Origin of the sequence: Bauldia litoralis, from assembly GCF_900104485.1 — a bacterium.
Lineage (GTDB): Bacteria > Pseudomonadota > Alphaproteobacteria > Rhizobiales > Kaistiaceae > Bauldia > Bauldia litoralis.
Window position 1 is genome coordinate 158,221 of record NZ_FMXQ01000001.1, and the last position, 19,105, is coordinate 177,325.

18 protein-coding genes are annotated in these 19,105 nt (G+C 66.1%); 6 read left to right on the forward strand and 12 right to left on the reverse strand.

Annotation, left to right across the window (positions count from 1 at the left end):
* The first annotated feature begins 15 nt into the window (after positions 1–15).
* Positions 16–1,434, forward strand: coding sequence for a glutamate synthase subunit beta (locus BLT60_RS00805; protein ID WP_090874319.1), 1,419 nt, complete (start codon positions 16–18; stop codon positions 1,432–1,434).
* Positions 1,435–1,506: 72 nt separating this feature from the next.
* A complete protein-coding gene (locus tag BLT60_RS00810; protein WP_090874320.1) occupies positions 1,507–2,382 on the forward strand; it encodes a hypothetical protein in 876 nt (291 codons plus the stop codon).
* Between the two features lie 119 nt (positions 2,383–2,501).
* Here the strand turns inward: BLT60_RS00810 and BLT60_RS00815 are convergent, their stop codons facing one another.
* From BLT60_RS00815 to galE, 3 genes are all read right to left on the reverse strand, one after another.
* Positions 2,502–3,881 carry an SGNH/GDSL hydrolase family protein gene (locus BLT60_RS00815; protein ID WP_090874321.1) on the reverse strand — a complete coding sequence of 460 codons (1,380 nt, stop codon included), beginning with the start codon at positions 3,879–3,881 and terminating at the stop codon, positions 2,502–2,504.
* A 70-nt stretch (positions 3,882–3,951) separates the two neighbouring features.
* Complete coding sequence (locus BLT60_RS00820) at positions 3,952–5,196, reverse strand: lytic murein transglycosylase (protein ID WP_090874892.1); 1,245 nt, start codon at positions 5,194–5,196, stop codon at positions 3,952–3,954.
* A gap of 165 nt (positions 5,197–5,361) precedes the next feature.
* A complete protein-coding gene (gene galE / locus BLT60_RS00825) occupies positions 5,362–6,351 on the reverse strand; it encodes a UDP-glucose 4-epimerase GalE (protein ID WP_090874322.1) in 990 nt (329 codons plus the stop codon).
* A gap of 137 nt (positions 6,352–6,488) precedes the next feature.
* On the opposite strand from galE, the gene galU reads away from it, so the two are divergent.
* A complete protein-coding gene (galU, locus tag BLT60_RS00830; protein ID WP_090874323.1) occupies positions 6,489–7,373 on the forward strand; it encodes a UTP--glucose-1-phosphate uridylyltransferase GalU in 885 nt (294 codons plus the stop codon).
* An 8-nt stretch (positions 7,374–7,381) separates the two neighbouring features.
* Here galU and BLT60_RS00835 read toward each other — a convergent pair whose 3' ends face one another.
* Positions 7,382–8,872 (reverse strand): outer membrane beta-barrel protein, encoded by a 1,491-nt coding sequence (locus BLT60_RS00835; RefSeq protein WP_139167725.1) that lies wholly within the window; start codon positions 8,870–8,872, stop codon positions 7,382–7,384.
* Between the two features lie 188 nt (positions 8,873–9,060).
* Between BLT60_RS00835 and BLT60_RS00840 the strand changes: the two genes are divergently transcribed.
* Positions 9,061–10,053 (forward strand): KpsF/GutQ family sugar-phosphate isomerase, encoded by a 993-nt coding sequence (locus BLT60_RS00840; protein ID WP_244521126.1) that lies wholly within the window; start codon positions 9,061–9,063, stop codon positions 10,051–10,053.
* A 21-nt stretch (positions 10,054–10,074) separates the two neighbouring features.
* Here the strand turns inward: BLT60_RS00840 and BLT60_RS00845 are convergent, their stop codons facing one another.
* The 3 genes from BLT60_RS00845 to hemH form a co-directional block, all read right to left on the reverse strand.
* Positions 10,075–10,524 (reverse strand): NfeD family protein, encoded by a 450-nt coding sequence (locus BLT60_RS00845; RefSeq protein ID WP_090874326.1) that lies wholly within the window; start codon positions 10,522–10,524, stop codon positions 10,075–10,077.
* Positions 10,521–11,492, reverse strand: a complete 972-nt coding sequence (locus tag BLT60_RS00850) for an SPFH domain-containing protein (RefSeq protein WP_090874327.1) — start codon at positions 11,490–11,492, stop codon at positions 10,521–10,523. Before BLT60_RS00850 ends, BLT60_RS00845 begins: the two co-directional genes overlap by 4 nt.
* A gap of 176 nt (positions 11,493–11,668) precedes the next feature.
* Positions 11,669–12,706: a ferrochelatase gene (gene hemH, locus BLT60_RS00855; protein ID WP_090874328.1), complete on the reverse strand. Its 1,038-nt coding sequence runs from the start codon at positions 12,704–12,706 to the stop codon at positions 11,669–11,671.
* Positions 12,707–12,870: 164 nt separating this feature from the next.
* On the opposite strand from hemH, the gene BLT60_RS00860 reads away from it, so the two are divergent.
* Positions 12,871–14,370, forward strand: coding sequence for a bifunctional metallophosphatase/5'-nucleotidase (locus BLT60_RS00860; protein WP_244521095.1), 1,500 nt, complete (start codon positions 12,871–12,873; stop codon positions 14,368–14,370).
* A 58-nt stretch (positions 14,371–14,428) separates the two neighbouring features.
* On the opposite strand, the gene BLT60_RS00865 is transcribed toward BLT60_RS00860, so the two are convergent.
* From BLT60_RS00865 to BLT60_RS00880, 4 genes are all read right to left on the reverse strand, one after another.
* Positions 14,429–15,235 carry a calcium-binding protein gene (locus BLT60_RS00865; RefSeq protein ID WP_090874329.1) on the reverse strand — a complete coding sequence of 269 codons (807 nt, stop codon included), beginning with the start codon at positions 15,233–15,235 and terminating at the stop codon, positions 14,429–14,431.
* A 144-nt stretch (positions 15,236–15,379) separates the two neighbouring features.
* A complete protein-coding gene (locus BLT60_RS00870) occupies positions 15,380–15,874 on the reverse strand; it encodes an anthrone oxygenase family protein (protein WP_090874894.1) in 495 nt (164 codons plus the stop codon).
* Between the two features lie 76 nt (positions 15,875–15,950).
* Entirely contained in the window at positions 15,951–16,346 is a 396-nt protein-coding gene (locus BLT60_RS00875; protein WP_090874895.1) for a DUF4345 domain-containing protein, read from the reverse strand.
* A gap of 49 nt (positions 16,347–16,395) precedes the next feature.
* Positions 16,396–17,223 (reverse strand): NAD(P)H-binding protein, encoded by an 828-nt coding sequence (locus BLT60_RS00880; protein WP_090874330.1) that lies wholly within the window; start codon positions 17,221–17,223, stop codon positions 16,396–16,398.
* A 111-nt stretch (positions 17,224–17,334) separates the two neighbouring features.
* Between BLT60_RS00880 and BLT60_RS00885 the strand changes: the two genes are divergently transcribed.
* The gene (locus BLT60_RS00885; protein ID WP_090874896.1) at positions 17,335–17,934 is read left to right on the forward strand and encodes a TetR/AcrR family transcriptional regulator; all 600 of its coding nucleotides are present in this window, start codon (positions 17,335–17,337) and stop codon (positions 17,932–17,934) included.
* 36 nt (positions 17,935–17,970) lie between these two features.
* On the opposite strand, the gene BLT60_RS00890 is transcribed toward BLT60_RS00885, so the two are convergent.
* On the reverse strand, positions 17,971–19,098 hold the full coding sequence (locus BLT60_RS00890) for an FAD-dependent oxidoreductase (RefSeq protein ID WP_175478230.1): 1,128 nt from the start codon (positions 19,096–19,098) through the stop codon (positions 17,971–17,973).
* Positions 19,099–19,105: the final 7 nt, after the last annotated feature.

The window sequence follows — 19,105 nt, forward strand, 5'->3', positions numbered from 1 at the left end:
TGTGAGAATGCTGACGTGGGCAAGGTAACGGGTTTTCTCGAGATCGACCGGCAGGACCGGCGTTATGCGCCGGCCGCCGACCGGGTTCGCAACTATCGCGAATTCGTCATTCCGCTGTCCGAGGCGGCCAACCGCGACCAGGCCGCCCGCTGCATGGACTGCGGCATCCCCTATTGTCACAACGGCTGCCCGGTCAACAACCAGATCCCCGACTGGAACGACCTCGTCTATAACGGCGACTGGAAGGAGGCGCTGCGCAACCTCCACTCGACCAACAACTTCCCGGAATTCACCGGCCGCATCTGCCCGGCGCCCTGCGAGGCCGCCTGCACGCTCAACATCATCGACTCGCCGGTGACCATCAAGACGATCGAATGCGCGATCATCGATCGGGGTTTCGCCGAAGGCTGGGTCAAGCCCGAGCCGCCGGCGAAGGAGACCGGTCGTTCGGTCGCCGTCATCGGCTCGGGGCCGGCCGGCCTCGCCTGTGCGCAGCAGCTTCGCCGCGCCGGCCATGAGGTCCATCTCTACGAGAAGAACGCCACGCCCGGCGGCCTGCTTCGCTATGGCATCCCGGACTTCAAGATGGAGAAGACCCATATCGCGCGCCGCGTCGCGCAGATGGAAGCCGAGGGCGTCGTCTTCCATTGCAACGTCCATGTCGGCGTCGAACTCGAGATCGCCGAATTGCTGGAGCGCCACGACGCCGTGGCGCTGGCCGGCGGCGCGGAGAAGCCGCGCGACCTGCCGATCCCCGGCCGCGACCTCGATGGCGTTCATTTCGCCATGGAGTTCCTGCCGCAGCAGAACCGGCGGGTCAGCGACGAGCCGCTCGGCAACGTCATGCCGATCCTCGCCGGCGGCAAGCATGTCATCGTCATCGGTGGCGGCGACACCGGCTCCGACTGCATCGGCACGTCGATCCGCCAAGGCGCGCTGTCCGTGACGCAGCTTGAGATCATGCCGAAGCCGCCGGTGCACGAAGACAAGATGCTGACATGGCCGAACTGGCCGCTGAAGCTGCGGACGTCGTCGAGCCAGGAAGAAGGCGCCGAGCGCGACTTTTCGGTGATGACCCAGAAGTTCGAAGGCAGGGACGGCAAGGTCGAGGCGCTTCACTGCATCCGCGTCGACGCCAAGATGCAGCCCATTGAGGGATCGGAGTTCGTCCTAAAGGCCGATCTCGTCCTTCTGGCGATGGGTTTCCTCGGCCCCGTCCAGGACGGCATGATCGAGACGCTCGGCGTCGATCTCGACCAGCGCGGCAACGTGCTGGCCGACACCAACGCCTATCGGTCAAGCCGCGACAAGGTCTTTGCCTGCGGTGACATGCGGCGCGGCCAGTCGCTGGTGGTCTGGGCGATCCGCGAGGGCCGCCAGTGCGCCCGCTCGATCGACAAGCACCTGATGGGCGAGACCAACCTGCCGCGCTGAGGCGGCAGTCAGCTAACCTTTCGCTAACCAAGTCGCGGTTACCAATGGGTCAATCCCGGAGGACCGCGCGCCATGGCGAAGAAAAGCACGACCCGAACTGCCGTCACCGCTGACCCGAAGGCCGGCGACAAGCCTGACAACGGGGTCGAACCGGCCACGGCCGGGGCGCCAACCCCCGCCAAGACCGAGGCGGCGGAAGCCCCCGCGGCGGTCAGCAACCCGAAGGCCGAAGCCCAGCCCGAAAGCAAGCTCTCCAGCGCCTCACCTGCCGCCATTCCGGAAGCAAAGGCGGCAGACAAGCCCGCAGACGAGAGGGAAGCCAAGGATGCCGGCCCGTCGCCGCTGTCCGGCGCCACGGCCGCCGGCATCGCCATCGCCAGGGCCCGGCAGAACCCGCTGCTCAACTGGCTGAGCAGTCGCGCCGCGATGATCGCCATCGCCGCCGGGGTCGGCGCCCTGATCGGCACCACCGTCTCCAACGGCATCAGCTACACGGTTTCCCTAGCCAGCAACGACGCTGGCTCCGGCGAGACAACGCGGGCGCTTCGCTCCAGCGTCAGCCAGTTGACGGCCGAGATCGCATCCCTGAAGGCCATGGTCGCCGGGAACGGGATCGCAAGCCTTGCCGATGACACGCCCCGCCTTCTCGGCGGCGCCGAATCGGCCAGGATCCAGCCCGCGCCGAAGCTCGCCGCCGTCAGCGACGCCCCGGCAGGGGTATCCAATGAGATCACCGGCTCGATCGCCGCGCCGTCATCGCCGATTGCGAAGGGCTGGACTCTCTGGCGGGTCCGCAACGGGCGCGCGCTGGTCCAGGGCGAGAACGGCTACTTCGAGGTCGCGCCCGGCTCCCGCCTCCCCGGCCTCGGCACGGTCGAGCGCATCGTCCGTCGTGGCAACGACTGGAGTGTCGAGACCCGCAACGGCGTCATCCTGCCCCGAAGCTGATCGAGAATCACTACCGGACAGCGAGAGGCTCGAAGCGGTCGGGCCGATGTCTTGATTTGGTTACGTTGGGAACAAGAGGCCTGCCCTCGCCTTTTCAGGCGAGGAGACGGCCTGTCCGGTCACTCGGACGATTTCGACACCGGCGTCAGGACGGCCTCTCCGCCACCCTCACCTTCGCCCTCTTCGGCAGCCAGCGCGGCGGCCTCCTCGGCAGCCAGGGCCGCCGCCTCGATCGGATCGATGAACGCCGGTCCCTGCCGATTGGAGGGCGGCCAGGTGAAGTCGTCGATACGGCCGACGACGATGATCGGCGCCTCACCCTTGACGATCAGCCGGTATTGCGGCGTCAGGTTGGCCGCCTCGATCGCATCGTCGGTCGGCTTGGGCAGGGTCAGTGCCTTGCCGGTCACCGGATCGAAGATTACAGGGTCGGGCTCACCGGCGAGTTCGGCGGTGGCGCCCGGCAGCGGGTCGGCGAGCGCGATCACCGGACCGACCAGCCGCTTCTTGCCGTCGGGTCCGATTTCGATGGTGCTCGATTGTGTCGCCGAAGCGAGAAGATCGATGGCGCCGGCGCCGAACCCGGTCGCCCGCCGGATGTCGCGCTCGACATAGTAGGCGAGCTTCAACTTGCCGGCGCTGCTGAAGTTGACCCCGTCGCGTGTCCGCAGCGCCTTCACCTGCCCGTCGATGTCCGGGCCGCTGGTGATGAACTGGCCGCTGGCATTGGTGAAGCCGTTCCAGACGTCGACGTAATAGCCGCCGGCTTTCTCGACGCGCGGCTTTGACAGGCCGTTGATATAGGCCATGTCGGCGGTCGCCTCCGCACCGCGCAGCGCCGGCAGGCTGACCCAGAAGAAGGGACGGCCATAGACCTTCAGCGTGTCGATGAGACCGTCGACTCGGGTGGTGTAGATCTCTTCCCACTCTGCCGAGTTGACCGGATGCTTCTCCTCGCCCTGACTGATGGCCTCGCGATCGTTGGCGCCCAGTGCGACCACGACGATATCCGGTGACTCCTCGTTGAGGATGCCCAGAATCTTCTGGTTCCAGTCAAAGTCGCCGGCCCGGACGAAGCCCGAGGAATCCGCCGTGCGTTCGGACACGGCGAGCATCGATTCCTTGGCCAGCGCCTGGTCGAGCCCCCAGGCCAGCCCCGAAGCGACAAAGTCGCCGACGATCAGGATCTTGTGGGCGTTCGGATCCTTTTCCTCGACCTCGACCGTCTTGACCACGGGCGCCGCCGGACGGCTCGTCGTCGTCTTGCGCCGGGTCGTCGTCGTCGTCCGCTTCTTGATGATGGGCGCCCGCTTCCGGACGGTCGTGCTGGGTTTCGATGTATTGCGCTTGCCGAACAGCCGTTCGAACAGGCCGGGCCTGTCTCGCTTCTTGGCCTGGGCGAGCTGGATTTCCTGCGCGACGACGGGCTCGAGGTCGGGCAGGACCACCGCGAATCCGATCAGGACGGCAAGGCAGGCAAAAAGCGGCTTTCGGGGCATCGGCACGAAGGAATATCCAGTTCTGGCCGGCTGGTCAGCCGGCCGTTTTTGCGCGCGCCCCGAGGCTACTTTAGCGGCTGGCCTCCAGATGCTTCAAGACCTTCACCGAGTCGACCCCATCGGGGACGAGACCGACCTTCAGCTGATAGTCGCGAATCGCGCCGCGGCTTCCGCTGCCGATCTTACCGTCGATTGGGCCATCATAATGGCCTTTCGAGGCCAGGAGCTTCTGCAACTGCTCCTTTTCGGCGCTCGTCAACGCCCGCTCGTCACGGGGCCATGAGGCCTGGAAGGTGTCGCCGCCGCGCAACCGGTCGGACAGGTGCCCGACCGCCAGGGCGTAGAAGTCCGAATTGTTGTACCGCTTGATAACGCTGAAATTCTTGATCAGCACGAAGGCCGGCCCCTGTGCGCCGGCCGGCGCGAACAGCGTCGCCGAATCGCCGGGGCGCGGGAAATTCTTGCCGCCGACCCGCCGCACACCGAGCTTCTGCCACTCGCCAAGCGACTTGCTGCCGGCGCCATGCAGGAGCTTGTAGTTGAAGCCTCGGGTGAACTCGACTTCGTAGCCCCAGGTCTCGCCGTCGCGCCAGCCCATCTTGTCGAGATAGGCCGCGGCCGAGGCCAGCGCATCGATCGGCGAGCGCCAGATGTCGCGTCGCCCGTCGCCGTCAAAGTCGACCGCATAGGCGTTGTAGGTGGTCGGGATGAACTGGGTATGGCCCATCGCCCCGGCCCAGGAGCCGGTCATCGCCGCAGGCGAGACGTCGCCGCGCTGCAGGATCTTCAACGCCGCGACGAGCTGCGTCCGGCCGAATTTCGAGCGGCGGCCGCCCTGGTAGGCGAGCGTCGCCAGCGACCGGATCGTGCTCTTGACGATCTTGGGATTCTCCAGAACCTCGCCGTAGTGGGATTCGATGCCCCAGATAGCGACGAAATAGTGCCGGTCGACCCCGTATTTCCGCTCGATGGCGGCAAGCTGCGGCGCATATTGCAGCAGCAGCGCCTTGCCCTTGGTGATCCGGTCGTCGGTCACCGTGATGTCGAGATAGTCCCAGATCTGCGACTTGAACTCCGCCTGCGAGCCGGCCTTCTTGAGCACGTCGGGATCGGGTGTGAAGTTGCCGAGCGCCTGTTCGTAGACGCTCCACGAAATGCCAGCGGCCTTGGCCGTCGGCCAGAAGGACTTGACCCACTGCGACGGGCTTGCGGCGGCCGCCTGGGCGGCGCCGGCAAAGATCACGAGTGCGATGCCCGCCAGGGGCAGTCCGAAGAACCGCCGAAACCGGCGACCGGTATCGTTCCCGGTGGTCATGATGATCACCTTTCGTCGAGCTGCCGCCCCGCCCGAATGCTTGGAGCAAAAATAGTCTGCGTGAGGAGCGCGGCAACCCCCCTTTAACGATGATGTTAGGGCCAGATTGGGACAAAACGGCGTTAACAACCGGTAAAATCCACGGAATATGCCGCCGAAATCGACCTAGCGCTGGTTCCGCCTGACCAGCGATTCTTCCCATTTGAGGGCGCTGGCGACAATTGCGTCGAGATCGTCGAATCGCGGCTGCCAGCCCAGTTCGCGGGAAATCCGCTCGCGCGAGGCGACGATCGCCGCCGGATCGCCGGGCCGGCGCGGCCCGAGATCGACCCGGAAATCGTCGCCGGACACCCGTTTGACCGTCTCGACGACCTCGAGAACCGAGAAACCGTGGCCGTAGCCGCAATTGGCGACGAGATTCGCCCCGCCGTCCCGCAGGTAGCGCAGTGCGTCGCCATGGGCGGCGACCAGGTCGCTGACATGGATGTAGTCGCGCACCCCGGTTCCGTCGTCGGTCGGATAGTCGGTGCCGAACACCGTCAGGCTGTCGCGCTTGCCGAGCGCCGCCTCGCAAGCGACCTTGATCAGGTGGGTGGCGCCCCGGGTCGATTGCCCGGTCCGGCCCTTCGGATCGGCCCCGGCGACGTTGAAATAACGCAGCGCCGCGTAGGTGAATCCGTGCGCCGCCGAGGCGTCGGCCAGCATCATCTCGGTCATCAGCTTGGACCGCCCATAGGGCGATTCCGGCGCCAGCGGCGCATCCTCGGAGACCGGATAGGTTTCCGGCGTGCCGTAGACCGCCGCGGTCGAGGAGAAGATGAAGTTGCCGACCCCGCCGCGCACCGCCGCCTCGATCAGCGTCCGCGACTTGACCGTGTTGTTGAGGTAGTAGCCGAGCGGATCGGCGACCGATTCCGGCACCACGATCGAACCGGCAAAATGGACGATGGCATCGACGCCGTTCTCACCAATCACCCGGTCGAGCAGGTCGAGATCGCCACAATCGCCCTGGACCAGGCTGGCTTCCGGCGCGATCGCCCAGTCGAAGCCGGTGGTCAGGTTGTCGAGCACGACCACGTCTTCCCCGGCATCGGTGAGATGCCAGACCATGTGACTGCCGATATATCCGCCGCCGCCGGTGACCAGAACGCTCATGGCGCGGTTATACGGAACCGGCGGGCGGCGTCCAGCCGATCCTTTCGCCACAGGCCAAAAAAGGAACGCTGGTAACCAAAATGTATTATCCGCCGGTCAATAGTCAGCCAAACCAGATCAGATCGAGGTAACGCGCCGTGCCAGCACCTATCCGCAAAGCAGTCTTCCCCGTCGCCGGACTCGGCACCCGCTTCCTGCCCGCGACCAAGGCCATGCCCAAGGAAATGCTGACCGTCGTCGATCGTCCGCTGATCCAGTATGTCGTCGATGAGGCGCGCGCCGCCGGCATCGAGCATTTCATTATGGTCACCGGCCGCAACAAGGTCGTGATCGAGGACCATTTCGACGTCGCCTACGAACTCGAGGCGACCCTGAAGGAGCGCGGCAAGCTCGAGGCGCTCGAAGGCCTCCGCCGCGACCAGGCCGGCGCCGGCGACATGACCTTCACCCGCCAGCAGGAGCCACTCGGTCTTGGCCATGCCGTCTGGTGCGCCCGCGAAATCGTCGGCAACGAGCCCTTCGCCGTGATCCTCCCCGACATGATCATGCGCGGCGAGACCAGCTGCCTCGAACAGATGATGACGACCTATAACGAAACCGGCGGCAACCTCGTCTCGGTCGAGGAATGCGACCCGTCCGAGACCGCCAGCTACGGCATTGTCGGCGTCGGCGAGGCGGTCGGCGACGCCTTCCGCATGACCTCGATGGTCGAGAAGCCGAAGCCGGAGGACGCACCGTCCAACCTTTACATCACCGGCCGCTACATCCTGCAGCCGGAGATTTTCGACCTGCTCGGCGAGGGCCGGCGCGGCGCCGGCAACGAGATCCAGATCACCGACGCCATGCTGCGCCTGCTCGAGACCCAGCCCTTCTACGCCTCCCCGTTCAAGGGGCGGACCTTCGACTGCGGCTCGAAGCTCGGCTTCCTCGCGGCAAACGTCGCCTTTGCGCTGGAGCGCGAGGAGCTGGCCGGCGATTTCGCTGCCGAGGTTCGCGCTCTCCTCGAAGCCTCGGGACGCTGAGCCGGACTCTAGCGATAGACCCGAAGGTCGATGCGCAGGGTGTCAGAGGTGTAGTCGCTTGAGCGGTCGGTGCTCTGTCGCCACTCATGCACGAATCCGGCTGCGAGTTCCGTGTAGCGATTGATCTGCCAGGTCGCGTCGACGCCCATCTGGTAGGTCCAGTCGACCTCGTCGGTCCCCTGGAAGCGCTCGTAGCGAACGCCGGCGTCAGCGCCGAACTCGACATTCGCCCGCCACGCATAGGACAGGCCAAGCGCACCGTCATAGACGACAGAGCCCGAGGAATCGCGATCCGTGGTCGGGTTGAGCGAACTCGCAAGCACCGTTGTCACCGTCACCAGTTCGGTCGGCGACCAGGCCAGTTCGCCATCCACCGTCATCGCCGACAGGGGGTCCAGCGCCTTGTCGTCGAAGGTCTCCCGCAGGTAGCCGAGCGCGATCTCGCCGGATGTCACCGGCGACCGGTCGAAGGCGAATCCGGCGCGCAATCCGTCGCCATGGCTGGTGCGGACAATCCCGTCGTCGTCGGTGCGGCGATCGTAGACGCGGTTGGTCAGCACGCCCTCCACGAACGGCACGAAGGCCCGCGTCACCTCGTAGCCGGCGCGCAGGCGCCCGGTGTAGAGCGTGTTGTCGCGGTCGCCCTGATCGATGCGCTCGCCGCCCGATCGGGCGTCGCCATAGGTCGACCGGTTCGAACTCGCCCCGAGGGTGAAAACGTGCCGGCCGAAGGCCCCCGACAGGGCCGCCGAATTGTCAAACCGGTAGACATCCGGCGGCTTGTCTACGCCGCCCGGCAGGTTGGGATCGGACAGGCTTTCCCGGCCGTAGCGATAGCCCGACAACAGGTCCGCGTTCCATCGGTCGGCAAAGTCGAGGCGCACGGTCGCCACTGCTTCTGCTTCGGGCTGGTTCTCGGAGCCGTCGGAATAGGTCTCCTGGGAGCCGCGGAGAAAGAGCGACGCTCCGTGGCGCGACCAGTCCGATTCGATCAGCAACTGCGGCTCGACAACGGCCAGCGCCGAATCGCCGCCGCCCGCGGAATCCGTCGCGTTGGTCGTGTAGCCGGTGCCAAAACCCACTTCGGGAAACAACAGGAAGCTCCCGGCCCGGATGCCGAGCGGCGCATAGGGATCGTCGTCGACGGTCCGGCGCAGGGCGTTGCCCGCAATAAGGGACGGCGGATCGGAAGTGTCGATCATCGCCTCGGCCGCGAGTCGTGGATTGGCGGTCGTCACGCTCCGGTTGATTTCGAGTCCATTGGCTTGCACGTCGGTCGTCGCGGTGAGCGCGGCTTCCTCGGCCACCTGCTCCGCGTCACCGGCATCCTCCGCCTCGCCTCCCGCGGGCGCAACCACGCCCGCGACGCCGAAATCGGCGCTCGAAGCGCGCAGCCCCGCCACTTCGGCCAGACTTGCAGCCTCACCTCTTGCCGCTGGAGCGGCCAGAAGCGACGCGACGAAGGCGGCCTGCAGGGGTATGATGGCACTGAGACGCATGCATCGGCCCTGGAGCAATGGCGCGGCTAAGGCCGCGCTCATGGTTGCCGAACGGTAAATACTCTTGGTTAACGAACCTTTGCGGGTCCACCGGCATGGCTTCCGCAAGGAGCCTCAAACCTGCTAGACACGGCGTCTGCGAATAACGGGAATCGAGTTCAGGCGTGGCAACGGCAACAGGCAGGCGAATAGGGGAAACGGCAGTTTCTCGATCGGATTCGGGGGCTGCCGGATCGGCGCGCCGCACCATCGAGACGGAACGCGCCGGACTGGTCGCGCTCCTGACCGCCCTCGACAATGGCCTGTCAGCGCCGTTTGGCCAGGCTGTCGATCTGATCCGCGACGGGCGGGGACGCGTCGTCGTCACTGGCCTGGGCAAGAGCGGCCATGTCGCGCGCAAGGTCGCCGCCACGCTCGCCTCGACCGGTACGCCGGCTTTCTTCGTTCACCCGTCGGAGGCGAGTCACGGCGATCTGGGCATGATCACCCGCGACGACGTCGTCCTGGCGATGTCGTGGTCGGGCGAGACGGCCGAGTTACGCGGTATCGTGGAATATTCCCGGCGTTTCCATATCCCGCTGATCGCGCTGACGGCGACCGAGGACAGCTCGCTCGCCCGCGAGTCGGCCATCGTCCTCCTGATGCCCCAGGTCAACGAAGCCTGCCCGCATGGTCTCGCGCCGACCACCTCGGCGATGATCCAGTTGGCGCTTGGCGACGCGCTGGCCATTGCCCTGCTCGAAAGCCGTGGCTTCACCGCCGAGAGCTTTCACGCTTTCCACCCCGGCGGCAAGCTCGGCGCCAACCTGAAATTCGTTCGCGACATCATGCATCGCGGCAACGCGCTGCCGCTGGCCTCGATCGGCACCGAGATGAGCGAGGCCATCGTCCGCACCACCGAAAAGGGCTTCGGCTGCCTCGGCATCGTCGGTGAAGACGGACGGCTGATCGGCATCGTCACCGATGGTGACCTGCGTCGTCATCTCGGCCCGGACCTCCTGACCCGTCGCGTCGAGGAAGTGATGACCAAGGCGCCGAAGACGGTGCCACCGGAGATTCTCGTCGGCGCCGCGATCGATACCCTCAACCAGGCCGCGATCACCGCCGTCTTCGTTGTCGAGGACGGCAGGCCGGTCGGTATCGTCCACATGCACGACCTGCTGCGGATCGGCGTCGTCTGATCGACTCCGGCCGGACGACGATCAGTCGTCGATACGGTCGATTCTCAACACGGCCCCGTCATGCCCGACGACCTTGATCCGTGTCCCGGACGGCAGATCGGGCCCGGTAACCCGCCAGTTGGCGTCATTGACCCGGACATGGCCCACACCGCCGACAATCGGTTCCGGCAGGACGTATTGCCGTCCGACCATCCCGTCGAGGCGGCGGTTGAGCATCGGTTCGTCGCTCCTTGAGCGGCGCGCGAAAAAGCGGCGCCCGACGATCACCAGCACCAGCGACAGGACGGCAAAGAGGATCAGGTCGACCTGCCATCCGAAGTCGGCGAAGAGCGCCACCGCCCCGGTGAGGATCGCGGCGATGCCGAACCAGACGAAGACGTTGCCCGGCAGGATGATCTCGAGGCCAAGCAGAACCAGGCCGGCGATCCACCATGCCCAGGGTCCGAGGTCGTCGAGCAGATCGAGGATCACGACGACTCGCCTCCGGTCGTCGGCACCCGCGCGGCGGCGCGGCGCTGGACCGCTTCATCGCTGAACGAGGCCTTGGCGATTTCGGCGATGCCGGTCAGCGAGCCGATCAGCGAGGCCGCTTCGACCGGCAGCATCATGACTTTCTGGTTCGGCGCCGAGGCCAGCTTGCCAAGCGCCTCGGTGTATTTCTGGGCGACGAAATAGTTCAGTGCCTGGACATCGCCGTTGGCCACGGCCTCCGACACGACCCTGGTCGCCATCGCCTCGGCCTCGGCCGAGCGCTCGCGCGCCTCGGCGTCGCGGAAAGCGGCCTCGCGGCGGCCCTCGGCCTGGAGGATCAGCGCCTGCTTCTCGCCCTCCGCCTTGAGGATCTCGGAAGCCCGTTCACCCTCGGCTTCGAGGATGTTGGCGCGCTTGTCGCGCTCGGCCTTCATCTGGCGTCCCATCGATTCGACGAGATCGCGCGGCGGCTCGATATCCTTGATCTCGATGCGGGTCATCTTGATGCCCCAGGGCGAGGCCGCGGCGTCGACGACGTGGAGCAGCCGATCGTTGATGTCGTCGCGCTTCGACAGCAATTCGTCGAGGTCCATCGACCCCATCACCGTCCGGATGTTGGTCATGGTCAGGTTGAGGATGGCGTTCTCCAGCCCCTTCACCTCATAGGCGGCCCGCGCCGCGTCGAGCACCTGGTAGAAGACGACGCCGTCCGCGGACACCGTCGCATTATCGCGGGTGATGACCTCCTGGGTCGGCACGTCGAGCACCTGCTCCATCATGCTGATCTTCGCGCCGATGCGATCGATGAAGGGCACGATCAGGTTGAGGCCGGGCGTCAGGGTCCGCGTGTAGCGGCCGAAACGCTCGACGGTGTAGTTGGACCCCTGCGGAATGGTCTTGATCCCGGCAAAGAGCACCAGGATGATGAGCACGACGACGGCGATAACGACCCAATCGAAGCCGAACATTCCGGGGTCCTCCTTATCAATTCAGGCCGCGGCACGCGGCGGGAAGCGCAGTTTAGCGCGGATTGCGCCAAGCCTGCGGCGCTCCGGCACATTCACACCATGATGTATGAAGTCCGTCCTACCGCGGCCACATAAATCGGCGGCTCCTGACGAAAATCCCGCGCCGAAGCGGCGTGTCAGAGCCAGCCGGCGACTTCGCGACGGACGAGGTGTTCAAGCATCCGCATCCCGGGCTCGCTGTCATTGAGACAGGGAATCGCCGCGTAATGTTCGCCACCGTTTTCGCGGAAGGTCTCGCCGCCCCGCATGGCGATCTCCTCCAGCGTCTCCAGGCAGTCGGCCGAAAACCCCGGCATGATCACCGCCAGCCGCTTCATCCCGCCCTTGGCAAGATCGGTCACCGTCTCCTCGAAGTAAGGCTGCAGCCACTCGGCCCGGCCGAATCGTGACTGGAAGCAGATCCTCAACCGGTCTTCCGGCCAGCCAAGCTTCTCGCGCAGGAGCCGCGTGGTCTTGTGACAATGGCAGTGATAGGGGTCGCCCTTGTCGAGATACTCGCGCGGCAACCCGTGAAACGAGGCCAGCACCGTCTCCGGCTCGAAATCGAGCCCGGCGAGGCTCGTGGTCAGCGTCTCGGCCAGCGCGTCGATATAGGCCGGATCGTCATGGTAAGGCGGCAGCGTCCGGACCGCCGGCGGCCAGCGCATCGCCTTCAGCGTATCGAAGGCGGCGTCATTGGCGGTCGCGGTTGTCGCCGCAGCATATTGGGGATAGAGCGGCGCGATCAGAATCCGGTCGCAGCCTTGCGCCTTCATCGCCTCGATCCGCTCGCCGATCGCCGGTTCGCCATAGCGCATCGCCCAGTCGACGACGATCCCGTCGCCGGCCAGCCGCTCCGCCAGCTTCTCCGACTGGCTGCGGGTGATGGTGATCAGCGGCGCCTCGTCCCGCTCCGTATTCCACACAAGCTTGTAGGCATGCGCCGTCTTCGACGGCCGGATCGTCAGGATCACTCCGTTGAGGATCAGCCACCATAGCGGCCGCGCCACCTCGATCACCCGGTGGTCCCACAGGAACTGCTTGAGGTAGCGGCGGACCGACCAGAAATCGGTCCCCGACGGCGATCCGAGATTGGCCAGCAGCACGCCGACGCGGCCAAAGCGGACGGGCGGGTGACCGGCGGGCAGGTGACCGGGGGAGGCAGGTTCGTTCATCGTGCGGGATTCGTCGCTTCTCGGATGTCGATGCTCCTAGCATAGGGTCGCACGGCCGCTAGTCCACGGGGGCGTGACACCGCGTCATAGCCCTGTAAGATTTCGCCATCACACACTGCACATATCCTCCGCCGGTCGCGGAGGCAGCAACCAAGGAGAGGCCGATGAAACCGCTGTTCCGGGCTTTGGGCGCAACCGCCTGGCTGATGCTGTCCGCCGGGCCGTTGCTCGCCGAGGAAGTGACGCTGACCTTCGTCCAGACCAACGACATCGACCGCATGGAGGAAAAGGACGGGCGCGGCGGCTTTGCCCGGCTGGCCGCCGTCATCAATGCCGAGCGGGCCAAGGGGCCGACCTTCTTCATCCATTCCGGCGACACGATCTCGCCGTCCCTGCTCTCCGGCCTTGACCGGGGCGCCCATGTCATCGACATCCTCAACCACATGGGCGTCGACATGATGGTGCCCGGCAACCACGAATTCGACTTCGGCCCCGAGGTCTTCCGGACCCGCCTCGGCGAGGCGACCTTCCCGGTCATTTCCTCGAACCTGACCGAACCCGATGGCACCGCCCCGGCCAACACCATCGACACCAAGGTGATCGACGTCGACGGCGTCAAGGTCGGCTTCTACGGCCTGACCACCGAGGACACGGTCGTCGTGTCCAGCCCCGGCGACATCGCCATCGCCCCGGCCGTCGAGGTCGGCATCGCGAAGGCGGCGGAGCTGCGCGAAGCCGGCGCCGACATCGTCGTCGGCGTCATGCACACCCCGATCGACGACGACATGGCGCTCGCCCGCGCCGGCGCCGGCGACCTCATCCTTACCGGCCACGACGAGCACCTGCTGACCTTCTACAACGGCCGCACGGCGATGACGGAGTCGGAGTCGCAGGCCAATTACGTCACCATCACCCGCATGATCGTCGACAAGGAAGAGACCGACGACGGCGGCTTCGACGTCCACTGGCGGCCCGAATTCGAGATCGTCGACACCGCGACCGTCACGCCCGATCCGGAGATCGCGGCCCTGGTCAAGACCTATACCGACAAGCTGGACGCCGAACTCAAGGTCGGGATCGGCACCACCGCCACCGCCCTCGACAGCCGCCGCGCTGTCGTCCGCGGCGAGGAAGCCGCCATCGGCAACCTGATCGCCGATGCGATGCGCGAAGCGGTCGATGCCGACATCGCCATCACCAACGGCGGCGGCATCCGCGCCGACCGCGAATACGAGCCCGGCACCGAACTGACCCGCGGCGACATCCTCGCCGAGCTCCCCTTCGGCAACAAGACGGTCAAGCTGGAGCTGACCGGCGCCGATATCCGCGCCGCCCTTGAGAATGGCTTCAGCCAGGTCGAGAACGGCGCCGGGCGCTTCCCGCAGGTCTCGGGCCTGACCGTCGAGGTCAGCGTCGGCAGCCCGGCCGGCGAGCGGGTCAGGTCGGTAACGATCGGCGGCGAGCCGCTCGACGATGCGAAGACCTACACGCTGGCCACCAACGACTACATGGCCGGCGGCGGCGATGGCTATACCGCCTTCGGCAATGGCAAGGTCCTGATCACCCCGATCGACGCGACGCTGATGGCTTCGCAGGTGATCGACTTCATCGCCGCGCGCGGCACCGTCGAGCCGAAGGTCGAGGGCCGCATCACCATCCTCTGACAATGCAGACGGCCGGGCGCCCAGATGGCGCTGCCCGGCCGTTCCGCGTCCGGCTCGCCTAGACCACCATGAAGTCGTCGTGCGACAGGCTGAGAGCGGTGCTCACCGCGCCGAAGGCGGTGGTATCGCCGCCGGTCGCATAAGACAGTAGCCCCGTCGCCTTGTCGTAGACGACGACATTCTTCTCCCCGGCATAATCGTCCGCCAGCACGAACTTGGCGTTGCCGAGGTCGCCTTTCTTGCCGATCTTGGGAAAGGCGCTCTTGGCGAGGAGGATCGTGTCCACGCCGGTCTCGAAATCGGTGATGGACGAATTGTTCTTGTCGTCGAGCGTGGCGTCGAAGAGGAAACGGTCCTTGCCGTTGCCGCCGGTCAGCGTATTGGCGCCGACGCCGCCGTTGAGCAGGTCCTTGCCGTTGCCGCCGTCAAGCACGTCGTCGCCCCCGTTGCCCTCGAGCGAATCCTTGCCGTTGTCGCCGGAGACGGAATCGTTGCCGGCCTGGCCCTTCAGCATGTCCTTGCCGTTGCCGCCGAAAATCATGTCGTCGCCGCCGCGCCCCTTGACGGCATCGTTGCCGCGATAGCTGTAGAGCGTGTCGCCGGCCCCCGACCCCGAGAAGGTGTCCGCCTTGGAGAAAAGCTTGGGCTCGAAGTTGCCCTGGAAGAAGGTGTCGGTCTTGCTCGTCTTGAGGTCGAGCTTGGTCATCTTGTAGGCCAGCGACCCGTCCTGCTCGACGACGATCCGGGTGACGTATCCGTTCTTGCCCTTGATCTCGACGGAGATGCTCGTCGACCCGATTGGAGTCATGCTCAACTGGTAGAGATCGCTCGTGTCGATCGCCTGTCGCGCAACAAGCTTGACCATAAGTTTTCCTCCGCATCGAGATTGTCAGGGAACTCCGGGCGCTTTCAGCCGAAAGTCGTCCCGGATGAGGGGCACCGAACCATTGACGGCGGGCAAAGTCTGCATCTGACTCCCCCGCCGTCAAGTCGGCCCGGCCGCCACGCCTCACCCCTGGACGACCAGGACCAGTCCGACCAGTGCCAACCCCGCCGCCCCGATGCTGGCGACGCTCCGCACGCTGTTCCAGAAGGTCCAGTGGGGCAGGTAGCGCGCCTTCCAGAAATCCACCGCCGCGGCCGAGCGGAAGTCGAGCGACTCGAGGAGGTTGTTGAGCGGCACATTGAACGCCACCGTCACGCCGAAGACGCCGAGGAGATAGAGCCCGGCCGCCCCCCCGATCAGCACCGCCCCGATCCCCGCAAGGTGGGAATAGGTGTAGACGATGATGCCGGCCGAGACGACGGCCATGCCGAGGAACAGGGTCATGAAGACCCAGCGGAAGACCTCGCGATTGATCGACTGCATGACCTCGATGCCGGCCGGCGACTGCGCGGTCGCGAGCGAGCGCATGATGAAGTCCGAGAACGCCAGGAAGACGCCGCCGACCAGCGCGAAGGCGATGATCGAGAATTGACTGAGGATGAGAAACCAGGTCGACATGTTCTTTGCCTTTTCCAAGTGTGAAGTGGTGTTGTGAGGGATAGCCGCCGCGTTGGCGGTGCTGCCGCCCGCCGCGCTAGGCGGTTGTCCGGTAGCGCGACAGGGCGAGCAGGCTGACCGCCGCGATGGCGAGTTCGAACGCGCCGGCCCAGATGAGCCCGCTGTCCGGCCACCCGTCCATGGCGACGCCCGCGAGGCGGGACAGCCCGTAGGACAGGAAGACCGCAGCCGCGATCACGATCGAGGCGAAGGTGAACCTCGGCACGACCAGTCCCGCCAGCATCAGCAACCCCGTAGTCAGAAGGGCGCCGCCCGAGGCCCTGATGTCGCTCCCCAGGTTTGCATCGCTGCCGAGTTCGATTCCGTAGGTCGCGTAAAAGGCAGCCGGCACGAGGAGGATGGCGCCGCCGATGGCGATCGCCGTTACCCCGCTCAGCGACAGCGCGAGCTTGACCAGTCTTGCGTTCTTCATCGTCTTTCCTTTCATGTCTTGAGGGCCCGAAGCGCATCGCTCCGGGTGGTCACGCCGCCTTGCGCCACGCGCCCTGCGCGGCCGCGGCCTGGGCGAAATCGGTGAAATCGCGCGGCGCGCGACCCAGCGCCCGCTGCACGCCGTCGCCAAGCGACTCGTTGCGCCCGTCGAGAACCTCGCGGCTGATGGCGGTGAAGACGTCGGCGACAAAGGTGCCGCCGGCCTCGGTCATCGCCGCGTGAAACGCGTCGAAGGTGATCGGCATGTAGCGGACCGGCCGTCCGGTGGCGGCGGCAAGCTCGGCCGCCATCTCGTCGAAGCCGAGGAGCCGCGGCCCGGTGACTTCGTAGAACTGCCGGGAGTGGCGGTCCTCCGTCAGCGCCGCGACCGCCACGTCGGCGATATCGTCGACATCGACGATCGGCTCCCGCACCGTGCCGGCCGGCACGGCAACAATGCCGTCGAGGACCTGGTCGCGGAGATACCCCTCGCTGAAATTCTGGGCGAACCACGAGGCCCGCACCAGCGTGTAGTCGAGGCCGCTCTTCGCGACGATCGCCTCGGCCGCCTGGGCGTGGCTTTCGCCGCGACCGGACAACAGCACCAGCCGCTTCACCCCGGCTTCGGCCGCCACCTTGGTCAGCGCCTCGATCTTCTCGGACGCGCCGGGAAAGGCGAGGTCGGGAAAGTAGGAGACGTAGGCGGAGGAGACGCCGTCGAGCGCCGCCGCCCAGGTCTCCGGGGCTTCCCAGTCGAAGGGAATGGCCGCCTTGCGGGAGCCGTGGCGAACCGAAAAGCCGCGTTCGGCCAGGATGGCGGCGATGCGGGATCCGGTCTTGCCGGTCGATCCGATGACGAGAATGGTCTGGTTCTGCATGGTCTTTCTCCTTTGGTTTCGCGGGAGGAAGGCCAATCGCTCGGAGCCGTCTTCCCTTTCACTTGACACTGTGTCAAGTTGCGAGGCGTTCAATAGGAGTTGCTTTACACCGTGTCAAGTGGAAATCCCGAAACTCGAAAAAGAATCCTCGATTCCGCGTGGAAGCTCCTCGAGGCGGCCCAGGGCCGCGAGGTGCGGATGACGGATATCGCCAGGGAAGCCGGCGTCAGCCGGCAGGCGCTCTACCTGCATTTTCCGGCGCGGTCGGACCTGCTGGTGGCGACGACGCTGCACATCGACGAGGTAAAGGATGTCGATGCGCGGCTGGTCCGCAGCCGTTCGGCCAGGACCGGCATCGAGCGCCTCGACGCCTTCATCGACGCCTGGGGCAACTACATCCCCGAGATCTACGGGGTCGGGAAGGCGCTGATGATCATGGGCGAATCCGACGAAGGCGCGAAGGACGCCTGGGCCGGCCGGATGGGCGCCGTGCGCCACGGCTGCCACGCCGCCATCGACGCCCTCGACCGCGACGGCCGGCTGACGGCCGAGCATTCGGTCGAGCGGGCGACCGATATCCTCTGGACCCTGCTTTCGGTGCGCAACTGGGAGCACCTGACGATCGACTGCGGCTGGTCGCAGTCGCTCTATATCGAAAAGGTAAGCGCCATGGCGCGACGGCTTCTCGTCGCCGATGGTATCGATGGCTGAGACGCGGGCCGGCCTGGCAAGGCCCGCAGCCGTCGCTCAGCCCATGCCGTCGATGATCTCGCGGTGACCATCGAAAATCGCCCGGGCGATCTCCGGGTCGGGTTCTGTCGACCAGACGTCGTGCTGGTGGCTGCCGCCCAGCACGATCCCGTCGCTCCGCGGAAACATGTAGAGGTCGCGCGCGCCATCGAGATAGCAATAGTCGACCGTCTGCTGCGGCAGCAGGAGGGTGAGTTGCCCCTTCACCGGCGTAAGCTCGGCGTCGCCGAACAGGGCCTTCGCCCCCAGCCCGGTGCAATTGAAAACCAGCGGCTCGGCCAGCCCGCCGATATCCTCGACCGACGCGAAGGCCCGCACCTTGACCGCCGCACCCCGCCCGATGACCTCGTCGAGCAGCCGCGGCATGAAGACATTCGTCTCGGCGAACAGCGTCGGAAAGCTGGCGGCGTATCGGGTCGGGAACGGATGCTGCCCCGGCTCGTAGGCGGTCAGCGGATAGAGTTCCGGTGTCACCGCGAAGTCCGGCGGTTGTTCCGGCCGCTCGTCGCCGAGCAGGAAGAAATCGATCCACTTGACCCCGTAGGATCGTCCGACGAAGGGCTGGAAATATCGATGGGCGAACCGCGCCGCTTCCTGGAGCCTGGCCCGGAAAGGTCCTTCGAGCTCGTCCGTGTCGGCAATCGACGTGACGCCGAAGACGCCGGCCGCGACATTCGAGGTGGTGTCGGGCGGCAGCGCCTTCGCGTAGACCGCGACATCGAAGCCATGGTCCTGCAGCAGCCGGGCGGTGGTCAGGCCGATGACGCCCGCGCCGATCACCGCAGCGGTCCGGTGCGGCGTCGCCAGCGCAAGGTCGAGCGCCATCTTCGCCGTCCCCCATGACAGGGTTATCCCGCAGCCGCCATGCCCGTAATTGTGGATGATCGTCTTGTCGCCGCGTTGCTCGGCGCGGACGACGAATCCCGACGGCCGGAATGGACGGAGACCAGCGACCTGTCGGATGATGCGATTGGTGGCGATGTCGACCTTGCCAAGCTTGCCCAGCGGCCGCGTCGCGACAACCGACTCCTGGCCGATCACCGGCTGGACGCCGAGCGCGCCACCGGCCAGCGCCAGGGCGCCGGTCGTCACAAATGCGCGACGATTGATCGGTGAGCGTGTCAAGTCTGCT

Coding starts and splice junctions, on each gene's coding strand:
- hemH (WP_090874328.1), bottom strand. CDS start 12,706: ATGAACGAACCTGCCTCCCCCGGTCACCTGCCCGCCGGTCACCCGCCC.
- BLT60_RS00870 (WP_090874894.1), bottom strand. CDS start 15,874: ATGTCGACCTGGTTTCTCATCCTCAGTCAATTCTCGATCATCGCCTTC.
- BLT60_RS00880 (WP_090874330.1), bottom strand. CDS start 17,223: ATGCAGAACCAGACCATTCTCGTCATCGGATCGACCGGCAAGACCGGA.
- BLT60_RS00875 (WP_090874895.1), bottom strand. CDS start 16,346: ATGAAGAACGCAAGACTGGTCAAGCTCGCGCTGTCGCTGAGCGGGGTA.
- BLT60_RS00850 (WP_090874327.1), bottom strand. CDS start 11,492: ATGTTCGGCTTCGATTGGGTCGTTATCGCCGTCGTCGTGCTCATCATC.
- BLT60_RS00865 (WP_090874329.1), bottom strand. CDS start 15,235: ATGGTCAAGCTTGTTGCGCGACAGGCGATCGACACGAGCGATCTCTAC.
- BLT60_RS00810 (WP_090874320.1), top strand. CDS start 1,507: ATGGCGAAGAAAAGCACGACCCGAACTGCCGTCACCGCTGACCCGAAG.
- BLT60_RS00835 (WP_139167725.1), bottom strand. CDS start 8,872: ATGCGTCTCAGTGCCATCATACCCCTGCAGGCCGCCTTCGTCGCGTCG.
- BLT60_RS00860 (WP_244521095.1), top strand. CDS start 12,871: ATGAAACCGCTGTTCCGGGCTTTGGGCGCAACCGCCTGGCTGATGCTG.
- galE (WP_090874322.1), bottom strand. CDS start 6,351: ATGAGCGTTCTGGTCACCGGCGGCGGCGGATATATCGGCAGTCACATG.
- BLT60_RS00820 (WP_090874892.1), bottom strand. CDS start 5,196: ATGACCACCGGGAACGATACCGGTCGCCGGTTTCGGCGGTTCTTCGGA.
- BLT60_RS00815 (WP_090874321.1), bottom strand. CDS start 3,881: ATGCCCCGAAAGCCGCTTTTTGCCTGCCTTGCCGTCCTGATCGGATTC.